Source organism: Streptomyces sp. TLI_171 (assembly GCF_003610255.1).
Classification (GTDB): Bacteria; Actinomycetota; Actinomycetes; order Streptomycetales; family Streptomycetaceae; genus Kitasatospora.
Window position 1 is genome coordinate 4,599,250 of the sequence record NZ_RAPS01000001.1, and the last position, 13,609, is coordinate 4,612,858.

Annotated in this window: 13 protein-coding genes, 1 tRNA gene and 1 riboswitch; of the genes, 10 read left to right on the forward strand and 4 right to left on the reverse strand. The window is 71.8% G+C overall.

Translation table 11 applies throughout. The features are described from left to right. Positions 1-18: 18 nt before the first annotated feature. Positions 19-217, forward strand: a riboswitch (cyclic di-AMP (ydaO/yuaA leader). A gap of 3 nt (positions 218-220) precedes the next feature. From BX266_RS21030 to BX266_RS21055, 6 genes are all read left to right on the forward strand, one after another. Further along, complete coding sequence (locus BX266_RS21030) at positions 221-889, forward strand: transglycosylase family protein (RefSeq protein WP_099902033.1); 669 nt, start codon at positions 221-223, stop codon at positions 887-889. A 231-nt stretch (positions 890-1,120) separates the two neighbouring features. Continuing rightward, positions 1,121-2,404, forward strand: a complete 1,284-nt coding sequence (gene eno, locus BX266_RS21035) for a phosphopyruvate hydratase (RefSeq protein ID WP_099902034.1) — start codon at positions 1,121-1,123, stop codon at positions 2,402-2,404. 104 nt (positions 2,405-2,508) lie between these two features. Then, positions 2,509-2,952, forward strand: a complete 444-nt coding sequence (locus tag BX266_RS21040; RefSeq protein WP_259464784.1) for a septum formation initiator family protein — start codon at positions 2,509-2,511, stop codon at positions 2,950-2,952. 42 nt (positions 2,953-2,994) lie between these two features. Continuing rightward, on the forward strand, positions 2,995-3,639 hold the full coding sequence (locus BX266_RS21045; RefSeq protein ID WP_099902038.1) for a DUF501 domain-containing protein: 645 nt from the start codon (positions 2,995-2,997) through the stop codon (positions 3,637-3,639). Then, on the forward strand, positions 3,636-4,571 hold the full coding sequence (locus tag BX266_RS21050) for a Ppx/GppA phosphatase family protein (RefSeq protein WP_099902040.1): 936 nt from the start codon (positions 3,636-3,638) through the stop codon (positions 4,569-4,571). Before BX266_RS21045 ends, BX266_RS21050 begins: the two co-directional genes overlap by 4 nt. A gap of 399 nt (positions 4,572-4,970) precedes the next feature. Further along, the gene (locus tag BX266_RS21055; protein ID WP_099902042.1) at positions 4,971-6,338 is read left to right on the forward strand and encodes an NAD(P)/FAD-dependent oxidoreductase; all 1,368 of its coding nucleotides are present in this window, start codon (positions 4,971-4,973) and stop codon (positions 6,336-6,338) included. Between the two features lie 368 nt (positions 6,339-6,706). Here the strand turns inward: BX266_RS21055 and BX266_RS21065 are convergent, their stop codons facing one another. From BX266_RS21065 to BX266_RS38760, 3 genes are all read right to left on the reverse strand, one after another. Continuing rightward, positions 6,707-7,135: a DNA-binding protein gene (locus tag BX266_RS21065; RefSeq protein WP_099902046.1), complete on the reverse strand. Its 429-nt coding sequence runs from the start codon at positions 7,133-7,135 to the stop codon at positions 6,707-6,709. Positions 7,136-7,350: 215 nt separating this feature from the next. Then, positions 7,351-7,551, reverse strand: a complete 201-nt coding sequence (locus BX266_RS21070; RefSeq protein ID WP_099902048.1) for a hypothetical protein — start codon at positions 7,549-7,551, stop codon at positions 7,351-7,353. A gap of 128 nt (positions 7,552-7,679) precedes the next feature. Next, positions 7,680-7,761 (reverse strand) — tRNA-Leu (locus BX266_RS38760). Positions 7,762-8,103: 342 nt separating this feature from the next. On the opposite strand from BX266_RS38760, the gene BX266_RS21075 reads away from it, so the two are divergent. Both BX266_RS21075 and BX266_RS21080 read left to right on the forward strand, forming a co-directional pair. Beyond that, on the forward strand, positions 8,104-8,877 hold the full coding sequence (locus BX266_RS21075; RefSeq protein WP_099902050.1) for an ABC transporter ATP-binding protein: 774 nt from the start codon (positions 8,104-8,106) through the stop codon (positions 8,875-8,877). Positions 8,878-8,924: 47 nt separating this feature from the next. Then, entirely contained in the window at positions 8,925-11,492 is a 2,568-nt protein-coding gene (locus BX266_RS21080; protein WP_099902052.1) for an ABC transporter permease, read from the forward strand. 71 nt (positions 11,493-11,563) lie between these two features. On the opposite strand, the gene BX266_RS21085 is transcribed toward BX266_RS21080, so the two are convergent. Then, the gene (locus tag BX266_RS21085; protein ID WP_099902054.1) at positions 11,564-12,088 is read right to left on the reverse strand and encodes a peptidylprolyl isomerase; all 525 of its coding nucleotides are present in this window, start codon (positions 12,086-12,088) and stop codon (positions 11,564-11,566) included. A gap of 172 nt (positions 12,089-12,260) precedes the next feature. On the opposite strand from BX266_RS21085, the gene BX266_RS21090 reads away from it, so the two are divergent. After that, positions 12,261-13,166, forward strand: coding sequence for a Bax inhibitor-1/YccA family protein (locus BX266_RS21090; protein WP_099902056.1), 906 nt, complete (start codon positions 12,261-12,263; stop codon positions 13,164-13,166). Between the two features lie 80 nt (positions 13,167-13,246). Continuing rightward, entirely contained in the window at positions 13,247-13,585 is a 339-nt protein-coding gene (locus tag BX266_RS21095) for a hypothetical protein (RefSeq protein WP_099902058.1), read from the forward strand. Positions 13,586-13,609: the final 24 nt, after the last annotated feature.

Genomic DNA, 13,609 nt, shown 5'->3' on the forward strand with positions numbered 1-13,609 from the left:
CCCCGATCGCGGAGCGCCGAGTCCCGTCCGCCGCGTCCTCGGGCCACCGACCAGTGAACGGACGGGAGCGGGGGAACCAGTGTGAACGCCGAAGTCCCAACGGCTTGGGGTGAAGCCGCCGACCAGCGGACGCAGCCGCGTCCGGACCCGCCGGCGGCCGGGCCAACCTCCCGGTCCGAACCCGACAGCTCACCTCGCAGGCGTGCGGAGAGGATGTCCCATGCTGTTCGCCAACACCGGTCGCCACCGCCGTAGTACCAAGGCCGAGAAGTTCGTCGTCGCCGCCGGCGTCGCTTCGGTCGGCCTGGCCCTGCCCCTGCTCGCCGCCTCCGGAGCGGCAGCCGCACCCGTCGACACCTGGGACCGGGTGGCGCAGTGCGAGAGCGGCGGAAACTGGAGCATCAACACCGGAAACGGTTACTACGGCGGCCTGCAGTTCTCCTCCTCCACCTGGCGCGCCTTCGGCGGCGGCCAGTACGCGTCCAGCGCCGACCGGGCCAGCCGCTCCCAGCAGATCGCGGTGGCCGAGCGGGTGCTCGCCGCACAGGGACCCGGCGCCTGGCCGGTCTGCTCCAAGCGCGCCGGGCTCGCCAAGGGCGGAGCGCCCGCCGAGACGTCCGAGGACACCGCCTCCCGCTCGCAGGAGCGCCCGACCGCGCCCGGGCCGAAGGCGCCGAAGCAGGACCCGAAGCCGGAGCCGCCGGCCGCACCCGCGCAGGCGCCGCAGAGCCCCGCCGGCGGGTACACCGTCCAGGACGGGGACACCCTCTCCGGGATCGCCGCCGCCCGACAGGTGGCCGGCGGGTGGGAGCAGATCTACCGGGCCAACCGCGAACTGATCGGCGCCGACCCCGACCTGATCCTGCCCGGCCAGGTGCTCGCACTCTGACGCCGGAGACCCGAAGAGGTCCCGGATCCGCCTGACGCCCCGTCCGTTCCGGGCGCGCGCAGTGAAGTTCGCGCCGCCCGGGGCGGCGGAGCGGCGGGCATTCAGGTGAACTACCCGTGAGTAGCCCGGCCACACCGTGAGACGGGGCCCGGCCGGGCGTGGCCGCGGAGCGGTCTAAGGCTAGGCTCTGGTCGTAACGACCACACATCCGCTTCCGCTAGGAGATGCCTCGTGCCGTCCATTGATGTCGTCGTAGCCCGTGAGATCCTCGACTCCCGCGGCAACCCCACGGTCGAGGTCGAGGTCGGTCTCGACGACGGCAGCACCGGTCGTGCGGCTGTCCCCTCGGGTGCCTCCACCGGCGCCTTCGAGGCCCTCGAGCTCCGCGACGGCGACAAGAACCGCTACTTCGGCAAGGGCGTCGAGAAGGCCGTCCTCGCCGTGATCGAGCAGATCGGCCCCGAGCTGGTCGGCTACGACGCCACCGAGCAGCGCCTCATCGACCAGGCCATGCTCGACCTGGACGCCACCCCGGACAAGTCCTCGCTCGGCGCCAACGCGATCCTCGGCGTCTCCCTCGCCGTGGCGCACGCCGCCTCCGAGGCCAGCGACCTGCCGCTGTTCCGCTACCTGGGCGGCCCGAACGCCCACGTGCTGCCCGTCCCGATGATGAACATCCTCAACGGCGGCTCGCACGCGGACTCCAACGTCGACATCCAGGAGTTCATGATCGCCCCGATCGGCGCGGAGTCCTTCTCCGAGGCCGTCCGCTGGGGCGTCGAGGTCTACCACACGCTCAAGGGCGTGCTGAAGGAGCGCGGCCTCTCCACCGGCCTGGGCGACGAGGGCGGCTTCGCCCCCAACCTGGACTCCAACCGCGAGGCGCTGGACCTCATCACCGAGGCCATCAAGAAGGCCGGCTACACCCCGGGCAAGGACGTCGCGCTCGCCCTGGACGTCGCCGCGTCGGAGTTCTTCGAGGACGGCGCCTACCAGTTCGAGGGCAAGGCGCTCTCCTCCGCCGACCTGATCGCGTACTACGCCGAGCTGGTCGCCGACTACCCGCTGGTCTCCATCGAGGACCCGCTGGACGAGTCGGACTGGGACGGCTGGAAGGCCATCACCGACGCGATCGGCGACAAGGTCCAGCTGGTCGGCGACGACCTGTTCGTCACCAACCCGGAGCGCCTGCGCAAGGGCATCGAGACCGGCACCGCCAACGCGCTGCTGGTGAAGGTGAACCAGATCGGCTCGCTCACCGAGACCCTGGACGCCGTCGAGCTGGCCCAGCGCAACGGCTACCGCTGCATGATGTCGCACCGCTCCGGCGAGACCGAGGACGTCACCATCGCCGACCTCGCCGTCGCGACCAACTGCGGCCAGATCAAGACCGGCGCCCCGGCCCGCTCCGAGCGCGTCGCCAAGTACAACCAGCTGCTGCGCATCGAGGAGATCCTCGACGACGCCGCCGAGTACGCGGGCCGCTCCGCCTTCCCGCGGTTCCGCGCGAACTGACAAGCACGGCAAGGACTGAATCACCAAGCCTTGTTGACCGGTGCCCCGGCTCCCACCGCGTAGGGTGGGGCCGGGGCACCGGCATGCGCAGGAGGGGCGAGCAGATGGCCAAGTGGAGGATTCCCGGACTGGCGGCGCGACCGCGCTTCACCAGCCGGGCCACCGTGCTGGTGCTCGTGCTGTGCTCGCTGGTGGCGATACTCGCCTACCCCACCCGGCAGTACATCGCCCAGCGCGGCGAGATCGCCGCCCAGCGGGCCAAGGCCGAGCACGCCCGCCAGCAGGTCGACGAACTGCGCCGGGAGAAGGCCCGCTGGCAGGACCCGGAGTACGTCAAGGCGCAGGCCCGGCAGCGGCTGCACTACGCGCTGCCCGGCGAGACCCCGTTCGTCTCGGTCGACCCGCAGCCTTCGCCCGGCGCCAAGCCCTCCTCGACGGACGCCGCCCAGGCCGGCCGGCCGAAGGCGCTGCGCCCCTGGTACGCCACCCTCTGGGACTCGGTGGACGCCGCCGACGCCGCGCTGCCCGCGCCGCCGGCCGCGCCCTGACTCCCGGTCACCCACCCCCGCCCCCTGACGAACAGACCTCTGATGAGCAACCAGAACCCTCCCGTGGACGACCACGACATCGCCGCCATCGCCGCCCAGCTCGGCCGGGTGCCGCGCGGGCTGCGGGCCGTCGCCCACCGCTGCCCGTGCGGCAACCCCGACGTGGTGGAGACCGCGCCCCGGCTGCCCGACGGCACGCCCTTCCCCACGCTCTACTACCTGACCTGCCCCCGGGCCGCCTCGCTGATCGGCACCCTGGAGGCGGAGGGCGTGATGAAGGAGCAGAGCGCCCGGCTCGCCGAGGACCCCGAACTCGCCGACGCCTACCGCAGGGCGCACGAGGACTACATCGCCCGCCGGGACGCCGTCGAGGTGCTGGAGGGCTTCCCGAGCGCCGGCGGCATGCCCGACCGGGTCAAGTGCCTGCACGTGCTGGTCGGCCACTCGCTGGCGGCCGGCGAGGGCGTCAACCCGCTCGGCGACGAGGCGATCGGGATGCTGGAGGACTGGTGGGCCAAGGGCCCCTGCGTCAGCCCCGCCGAGGTCGAGGCGGCCGGCGGCCGGGTCGCCCGCAACCGGGCGAAGGCGCAGGACCACGCCGCGACCATCGCCGCCAAGGAGGCGCTGAGCGCCGAGCGGGCCGAACGCGCCGCCCGCCGTGCCGAACCGGAGGACGACGAGTCGTGAGTGTCACCCGGGTCGCCGCGATCGACTGCGGTACCAACTCGATCCGCCTGCTGATCGCCGACCTCGACCCGGCCACCGGCGAGATCACCGACCTGGACCGGCGGATGCTGATCGTCCGGCTCGGCCAGGGCGTGGACCGGACCGGCCGGCTGCACCCCGAGGCGCTGGCCCGCACCTTCGCGGCCTGCCGCGAGTACGCGGAGGTCATCGCCGCGCACGGGGTCGGCCCGGAGCGGATCCGGATGGTCGCCACCTCGGCCTCCCGGGACGCCGAGAACGCCGCCGAGTTCACCGCGGGCGTCAAGGAGATCCTCGGCATCACGCCGAGCGTGGTCAGCGGTGAGGAGGAGGCCCGGCTGTCCTTCACCGGCGCCACCCGGGAACTGCTCGGCGGCCCGCACCGCCCGCCGTACCTGGTGTTCGACCTGGGCGGCGGCTCCACCGAGTTCGTGCTCGGCGAGCACGACGTGCAGGCCGCGCACTCCGCGGACATCGGCTGCGTCCGGATGACGGAGCGTCACTTCGCCGGCGGGCAGCCCACCGAGGCCCAGATCGAGGCTGCCCGGGCCGACGTCCGGGCCGCCCTGGACACCGTCGCCGGGCTGGTCCCGCTGGACTCCGGCGCCACCCTGGTCGGCCTGGCCGGCACGGTCACCACCGTCGCCGGGATCGCCCTGGAACTGCCCGGCTACGACTCCGAGGCGATCCACCACGCGGTGCTGGGCGTCGAGAAGGTCCGGGAGACCGCCCAGTGGCTGCTGCACTCCTCGCACGCCGAGCGGGCCGCCGTCCCCGTGATGCACCCCGGCCGGGTCGACGTGATCGCCGCCGGGGCGCTGGTCCTGCTGGAGATCATGGAGCGCACCGGGGCCGCCGAACTGCTGGTCTCCGAGCACGACATCCTCGACGGAATCGCCTGGTCGATCGTCTGAGCCGAGCGCCCGGAGGCCCCGCCGGGGGGCCTCCGGCGTGTCGCCGCGAGAACCTTCGTGAATTTCTTCACATGGCAATCCAGCCTTTCGACCCACCCTCGTGCCCGGTCCGTCCGAAATGTGGGACCGAAGGTGCCGCCAGCGGGTTGTTCATGGGATCGCAGGCAACCCGGCGTTCATGCCGCAGAAATCGAAACCCCACTCGGGAACCCGTGCCCCACAAGGATCGTTGCTGCTCAGCGCGGCCCTGCGCGCCCGACCGCTCACGGCGGGCAGCCGGCCGGGGTGGGGAGACCCCTCCGGCCCGGAAGTGCGGGCGCGTAGTGTAGCACCAGGTGTCCAGGACCTTGTGACGGGCCTCACGAATGGCCCATCCGACGGGGGTGGATACTTTCGGATATGAGCACCACGGAGCGTCCTCGCATCCTCATTGTCGGCGGTGGTTACGTCGGCCTGTATGCCGCGATGCGCATCCTCAAGAAGATGCGCTACGGCGAAGCGACCGTCACGGTCGTGGACCCGCGGTCGTACATGACGTACCTGCCCTTCCTCCCGGAGGCGGCCGGCGGCAACGTCGCCCCCCGCAACCTCGTCGCGCCGCTGCGCAGCGCCCTGAAGAAGGCGGAGGTGCTCACCGGTCACGTGACCGATGTGGACCACGCCCGCAAGGTCGCCACCATCCAGCCCGCAGCCGGCGACTCGTACGAACTGCCCTTCGAGTACCTGGTCGTCGCGACCGGCTCGGTCTCCCGCACCTTCCCGATCCCGGGTCTGGCGGAGCACGGCATCGGCATGAAGACGGTCGAGGAGGCGATCAGCCTCCGCAACCACGTCATGGCGCAGCTCGACAAGGCCGAGTCCACCACGGACGAGGACGTCCGGCGCAAGGCCCTGACCTTCGTGGTCATCGGCGGTGGCTTCGCCGGCATCGAGACCGTCGCCGAGATCGAGGACATGGCGCGCGACGCCGCCAAGATCTACAAGACCGTCAGCCGTGACGACATGCGCTTCATCGTGGTGGAGGCGGCCAACCGCATCCTCCCCGAGATGGGCCCCGACCTGGGTCTGTGGACCAAGGGCCGGCTCGAGGAGCGCAACATCGAGGTCTACATCGAGACCTCGATGGACTCCTGCGTCGACCAGCACGTCGTGCTGAAGAACGGCATGGAGTTCGACGCCTCCACCATCGTGTGGACCGCCGGCGTCAAGCCGAACCCGGTCGTCACCCGCTTCGGCCTCCCGCTCGGCCCGCGCGGCCACGTCGACACCAAGCCGACCCTGCAGGTCCAGGGCTTCGACTACGTGTGGGCGGCCGGCGACAACGCCCAGGTCCCCGACCTGGCCGCCGGTGAGGGCGCCTGGTGCCCGCCGAACGCGCAGCACGCGGTCCGTCAGGCCGCCGTCCTCGGCGACAACGTGATCGCCGGGATGCGTGGCTTCCCGCAGGCCGAGTACAAGCACAAGAACCTCGGCGCGGTGGCCGGCCTCGGCCTGCACAAGGGCGTGGCGATCCTGTTCGGCAAGGTCAAGCTCAAGGGCCGCCTCGCCTGGTGGTTCCACCGCGCCTACCACGGTGCGATGGTCCCCACCATGAACCGGAAGGTCCGCGTCTTCACCGACTGGACCCTCGCGATGTTCCTCAAGCGCGAGACCGTCGGCCTCTCCGAGATGGAGAAGCCCTTCGACGCGTTCCAGGAGGCGGCCGGCCCCGCGCCGAAGCCCGCCGCCGCGGCCGAGCCCGCGAAGGAGCTCGCCGCGAGCAAGTAAGGCGACCAGACCCGGGCCCACCCCGGGTACGAGTCGGAGGCCCTCCGCCCGGCAGCGCCGCCGGACCACGACCTCCGTGGTGCTCAGCCGGTTCCGTTACCGGGCGGAGTACAGCAGACAGTTCCCGAAGGCCCCCACCCTCCACCGGGTGGGGGCCTTCGCACGTCGCGGGCCCGCGGCGCTCACGCCGACGGCACCCCGTCGAGCGCCGCCGACCTCGGCTTCCGAGGGGCCTTCGACGGCGGGGGAGCGGGCGGGCTCCGACGCGTTGTCGGACACCGGGCTGACCGCCGGCAGCACGCCGGTGACGGACTCGGCGCGCTGCTCGGGGCCGTCCTGCGGACCGGCCGCCGACTGCGGGCCTGAGCTCAGTCCTGCTCGGCGGGAGCGGTGCGCTCGCCGAGGCGCTCGTGCCGCTGGCGGGCCGCCTGCGGGGTGCCGAGCCCGAGGCCGAAGGCGATGTCCTGCCAGGTCATGCCGCGGCCGCGGGCCATGGTGAGCAACCCGGCCTCCAGCTCGTCCAGTTCGGCCCGCACCAGCGGCAGCAGAGTGAGCGCCGCGGTGACGTCGGCGCGGTCGACCTCGGGCTCGCCCTCCTCGGGCAGGGCCGCGCCGCTGAGCAGGAAGGCCACCAGCCGCACCGCCTCGTGCGGGCCGAGCATCGCCGGGTTGGTCTGCCGCCGCCGCTGCTCCTCGGTCGCGGCATGGCGCTCCGCGATCCGGAACAGCGAGGCGTACACCCGCTGTGCGCGGGCGGACTCGGGGTGCGGGGGAGCGAACGGGTCGTCGGCTGTCATGCCACCAGAGTGCGCCGGTGAACGGTAGGACGTCAACATCTTGTGGTGAACACTCTGTTCAACAGCCCGGCCTGCTCCACCTGGCGACCGCCCCGGCGGTCGGTGCGCCGACGACGCCTTCTTCGCCCGCTGCCCGCGCACCCTCCGCCGGCTCGGCAACCACGACACCCCGACCCACTGCGTCCGGCGCGAGCCGGTGGGCGGCTGACGGCCGGTCAGGCGGTCGCGCCGGGCGAGGGCACCGCAGCCTCGGCCCGGGCCGCGTAGTGCACCCCCTCGACGTCCCAGCCGTACAGCTCCCGGAACTGGTGGTAGAACCACGCCGGACTGCTCGCCGAGCGGGCGAGCAGCAGCACCACGGGTGCGCGGCCCTCGGGCGTGCGCGCGGGGACGGACCGCCAGGTGCGCTCGACCAACGCGGCGCAGCCGTCCGGGTGGGAGACGGAGGGTCGGCGCGCGGCTCGTGGCCCCCGCCCTTGCGGGGCCCCTCCGCGATCTGCGTGTTCGGGGGGTCACGGCTGGTCACGGGGGTGGCGAAGACGAGTGCCCAGAGCCGGATTCGAACCGGCACGGCCTCGCGGCCAAGCAGTTTTAAGCTGCCCGTGTCTGCGTTCCACCATCTGGGCCTGGGAGCGCGGCTACTCAGTCACTGAGCCTAGTCGGCCCGGCGAGGGTTTCGCATATTTCCCGGGGTGGAAGTTGTCATGCTTCCATGCCATCTGACGAAGCGTCGGCTGTTTCGGCCACCGTTCGGCGGTTCTCGGCCACCCGGCCGTCTCGGGGCGGGGGTCATACCGGAGGAGGAGGGGCCGCGGGCGGTCGTACGCCTGGCGGTGGTGGGGCAACCGTTCGGCGGAGCGACGAAACGGGGTGATCGTCACCGGGAGGATGGGATAGCGGTCGGAGGAACGTCCAAGGCGGCCGCACCGTGACGAAACCCGGCCCTCCACGGACAAGGAGTCCCCACCGTGAGCACCTCGACCGCGTACGCAGCCCACACCGGTCTGGCGGCGGCCCGCGCCAACGGTCTGAACAAGGTCTACGGCGAGGGCGAGACCCGCGTCGTCGCGCTCGACGACGTCTCCGTCTCGTTCGGGCAGGGCGAGTTCACCGCGATCATGGGGCCGTCGGGCTCCGGCAAGTCCACGCTGATGCACTGCATGGCGGGCCTGGACAAGGTGAGCTCCGGATCGGCCACCATCGGCGACACCGAGCTGGTCGGGCTGAAGGACAAGCAGCTCACCAAGCTGCGCCGGGAGAAGATCGGCTTCGTCTTCCAGGCGTTCAACCTGCTGCCGACGCTGACCGCGCTGGAGAACATCACGCTGCCGATGGACATCGCGGGCCGCAAGGTCGACCAGGCCTGGCTGGACCGGGTGGTGGACACCGTCGGCCTGTCGGGCCGGCTCTCGCACCGCCCGGCGCAGCTCTCCGGCGGCCAGCAGCAGCGGGTGGCGTGCGCCCGTGCGCTGGCCTCCAAGCCGGAGATCATCTTCGCCGACGAGCCCACCGGCAACCTGGACTCCCGCTCCGGCGCGGAGATCCTCTCCTTCCTGCGCAACTCGGTGCGCGAACTCGGCCAGACCGTGGTGATGGTGACGCACGACCCGGTCGCCGCCTCCTACGCGGACCGGGTGGTCTTCCTGGCCGACGGCCGGATCGTCGACGAGCTGACCAACCCGACCGCGGACACCGTGCTCGACCGGATGCGTCGATTCGACGCCAAGGGCCGCACCAGCTGACGGCCCGTCAGTCGCCGAACCGATCCCATCACCCCAGGACTGACCCCATGTATCGCACCGCACTGCGCAACGTGCTGGCCCACAAGGGCCGACTCCTGATGACCGCGCTGGCCGTCATGCTCGGCACCGCCTTCGTGGCCGGCACCCTGGTGTTCTCGGACACCATGGGCAAGGCCATGCGCGACAGCTACTCCAGCAGCTTCTCCGACGTCTCGGTGCTGGTCTCCACCACCGCCGACGGCTCGGCCGGCCGCGCGGAGGGCCCCAAGGGCCACGACCGGGACGCCGAGCAGCTGACCGAGGCCGACGTGAAGGCGCTGGCCGCGCTGCCCGGCGCCGAGCGGGCCCGCGGCGTGGTCTCCGGCTTCACCGGCGTCGCCGACAAGAGCGGCAACCTGGTCGGCGAGGCGTGGAACGCGCGCGGCGCCAACTTCGTCCCGGGCGCCTCCGGCGCCGACACCCGCTACCCGATGGCCGAGGGCCGCGGCCCGCGCACCGCCGGCGAGATCGCGCTGAACCAGCAGGCCGCGAAGAAGGCCGGCTACCACGTCGGCGACAAGGTCCGGGTGGCCGGCAACGGCGCCGCCGAGGACACCACGCTGACCGGCGTGTTCACCACCGACGACCCGCAGGTCTCCTCCGGCGGCACGCTGGTGCTGATGGACACCGCCACCGCCCAGCAGCGGCTGCTCGAACCGGGCCGGTTCAGCTCCGTGGTGCTGACCGCCAAGGCCGGCGTGCCCGAGGCGCAGCTGCTCGACCAGGCCCGGGCCCAGCTGCCCGCGGACGCCTACGAGCTGCAGACCGGCCAGCAGTTGAAGGACGACCAGACGAAGATGGTCGCGGAGTCGGTCAGCGGGATGAAGACCATGCTGCTGGTGTTCGCCGGCATCTCGCTGTTCGTCGGCATCTTCATCATCGTCAACACCTTCACCATGCTGATCGCCCAGCGCATCAAGGAGCTGGCGCTGCTGCGCGCGGTCGGCGCCAGCCGCGGCCAGGTCACCAGGTCGGTGCTGGTCGAGGCGCTCGCCATCGGCGTGATCGCCTCGGTGGCGGGCCTGCTGGCGGGCATCGGCATCGGCGCGGGCCTGCAGTCGCTGCTGCACGCCTTCAACGAGGGCCTGCCCACCGGCGCCCTGGTGATCGCCCCGGTGACGATCGTCGGCACCGTGGCGGTCGGTGTGGTGGTCACCGTGCTGTCGGCGCTGATCCCCGCGGTCCGGGCCTCCCGGATCCCGCCGGTGGCCGCGATGAGCAGCGGCGACCAGCCGACCACCCAGCGCGGTCTGCTGATCCGCAACACCATCGGCGTGCTGCTGGCCGGCTCCGGCCTGGGCCTGATCCTGTCCGGCGCGAACGGCTCCGGCTCGGACGCGCAGCACAAACTGGAGCTCGGCGCCCCGCTGACCCTGATCGGCGTGTTCGTGCTGCTGCCGCTGCTGTCGCGGCCGGTGATCGCGCTGGTCGGCCCGGTGCTGGCCAAGGTGTTCGGCACGCCCGGCAAGCTGGCCCGGCTGAACGCGGTGCGCAACCCGCGCCGCACCGCCACCACCGCGGCCGCGCTGACCATCGGCCTGACCCTGGTCACCGCGCTGACGGTGATCGGCAACTCGGTGACCTCCGCCGTGACCTCGATGGTCGGCGGCTCGATGAAGGCCGACTACGTGGTGGCGATGGCCAACGGCCGCGAGCTGTCCCCGGAGCTGACCCCGCTGGTCGCCAGGGCGACCGGGGTGACGGCGGTCAGCCAGGTCGACAACGTCTGGTGGCAGCTGAACGGCTCGGAGAAGAGCAAGGCCATCGAGGGCTACGACGCCGACGCCTTCGACAAGCTGGCCACCCTGACGATGCGGTCCGGTGCCACCGCGGCGCTGAAGCAGAACCAGATCCTGGTCAACGACGAGGTCGCCGCCACCTACCACCTGTCGGTGGGCTCCACGGTGCAGGCGAAGGTGAAGGAGGGCGTCGAGGCGACGCTCACCGTCGGCGGCGTGTTCGAGCGCAACGACGGCTTCTCCCCGATCGTGGCGCCGAACAAGCTGATCGAGCAGTACGACCCGGAGCCGTTGATCAACCAGATCCTGGTGAAGGGCGCCGACGGCCCCTCCGACGCGCTGAAGCAGTCCATCAAGGACGCCACCGGCCGCAACCCGGTGATGGAGGTGCAGACCAAGCAGGACCTGGTCGACCGGTTCAGCCGGATCATCTCGACCATGCTCAACCTGATGTACGGCCTGCTCGGCATGGCGGTGATCGTCGCCGTCCTCGGCGTGATCAACACGCTGGCCATGTCGGTGTTCGAGCGCAAGCGCGAGATCGGCATGCTGCGGGCGATCGGCCTGGAGCGGCGCGGCATCAAGCGGATGATCCGCCTGGAGTCCGTGGTGATCTCGGTCTTCGGCGCCCTGATCGGCGTCCTGCTCGGCTGCTTCCTGGCCTGGGCGGCCGCCCGGGTGCTGGCCTCCGAACTGAAGGGACTGACCACCGTGATCCCGTACGGCAGCGTGCTCGTCTTCCTCGCCCTGGCCGCCCTGGTCGGCGTGGTCGCCGCCCTCTGGCCGGCCCGCCGGGCCTCCCGGCTGGACATCCTGAGCAGCATCAAGACCGACTGACGCGGCATCAGGAGCACCGCGCAAGCCGCCCGTCCCCTCCGCGGGGCGGGCGGCTTCCGCGTGCGGCGCGGTCAGCGGGTCTCGACGACGACCTTCTCGATCACCACGTCCTGCACCGGGCGGTCGTTGCGACCGGTCTCGACGCCGACGATCGCGTCCACCACCCGCTGGCTCGCCGCGTCGGCGACCTCGCCGAAGATGGTGTGCTTGCCGGTCAGCCAGGTGGTCGGGCCGACGGTGATGAAGAACTGCGAACCGTTGGTGCCCGGGCCGGCGTTGGCCATCGCCAGCAGGTACGGCTTGGTGAAGGCCAGGTCCGGGTGGAACTCGTCGGCGAACTTGTAGCCGGGGCCGCCGGTGCCGTTGCCCAGCGGGTCGCCGCCCTGGATCATGAAGCCCTCGATCACCCGGTGGAACACCGTGCCGTCGTACAGCGGCTCGTTGCTCGGCTGCCCGGTGTTCGGGTCCACCCACTGGCGTTCGCCCGTCGCCAGCTCCACGAAGTTCTTCACCGTCTTGGGCGCGTGGTTCGGCAGCAGCCGGATCACGATGTCGCCCTTGTTGGTCTTCAGCGTGGCGTACAGCTCCTCGGCCATCGGGGGGCCGCCTTTCTGATCGTGCGTCAGTTGCGAACCCCCACCCTGCCCGGTCGGCCGCCCTCCGCGCAGGCGACACGGGATCCTCCTCACGGCTGACGCGGAATACTTTGCCAAACCATTACTCTTGTGCTCTGTGTGGGTGGTGCCGTGCCGCCCCGGAAGGAATGTGATGAGAAGCAGGAACCCGGTCTTCTCGCGGGAGGGGTCCTTCACCCGCGAGAACCAGTACGCGGGATTCGGCACGCAGACGGCCGCCCAGCCGGGCCGGGCCCAGGGCGATCCGTATGCCAACAACCCGTACGGGAACAACGCCTACGCCAACAACCCGTACGGCCAGCAGCAGGCGGCCGGCGGGTCGATGACGGACGAGCAGCTCGCCGAGATGTACGGCGCCCCGTCCGCGGGCCCGCTGCAGACCGGCCGGATGACCATGGACGACGTGGTCGCCCGGACGGCCATGACGCTGCTCACCCTGGTCGTGTTCGGCGCGGTCGCCTGGTTCGCCGTGCCCGCCGAGAACTTCGCGCTGGCCGGCGTCGCGGCCTTCGCGGCGATGGTCGTCGGCCTGGTGGTGAGCTTCAAGCGCAGCGTCAACCCGGCGCTGATCCTCACCTACGCCGCCCTGGAGGGCTTCTTCCTCGGTGCGATCAGCAAGGCCTTCAACACGCTCTGGCCGGGCATCGCGATCCAGGCCGTGCTGGGCACCGCCGCGGTCTTCGCGGCCACGCTGATCGCCTACAAGAGCGGCCGGATCCGGGTCACCCCGCGGTACACCCGGATCGGCATCTCGATCGCCATCGGCTTCGTGATCCTGATGATGGTCAACCTGGTGGCCTCGCTGCTCGGCGCGGACTTCGGCCTGCGCTCCGGCCCGCTCGGCATCGTGGTCGGCCTGATCGGCATCGCCCTCGGCGCGTTCTTCCTCACCCTGGACTACGCCGAGATCGAGGAGGGCATCCGCTACGGCGCCCCCGAGCGCGAGGCCTGGCGGGCCGCCTTCGGCCTGACGCTCTCGCTGGTCTGGATCTACCTGGAGATGCTGCGCCTGATCGCCATCCTGCGCGGCGACGACTGACCCGGCGGCGCTGCCGGACGCGGCGGGCCCCGGAGGAACGATCCTCCGGGGCCCGCCGCGTTCTTGGCTACCCTCGGGGCATGTCCGAGCACAACCGCGTCACCCCCGCCCAGTTGGGCGCCGCCGTCGACAAGCTGGCCGACCGCTTCCGGGCGATGCCGCAGAGCCGCCTGCTGGGCACCGTCGAGGGCCACCCCTCGCGGGCCGCCGCCGCGCTCGCCCTGGCCGGCCGACTGGCCGCCGCCGCCCGCACCCTGGAGGGCCTCCCCGCGCTGCCGGTGCCGGACTCCGGCGCCTTCGCGGTCGGCGACCAGATCGCCGTCACCGGTCACGACCTGGCCCTGGCCGCCGCCGAGCACCCCGAGCAACTGGCCGCCGCCCTGGCCGACATCGAGCGCACCGACCGCCTCACCGCCTGACCCGGGAGGCGAACGCCGACGGGG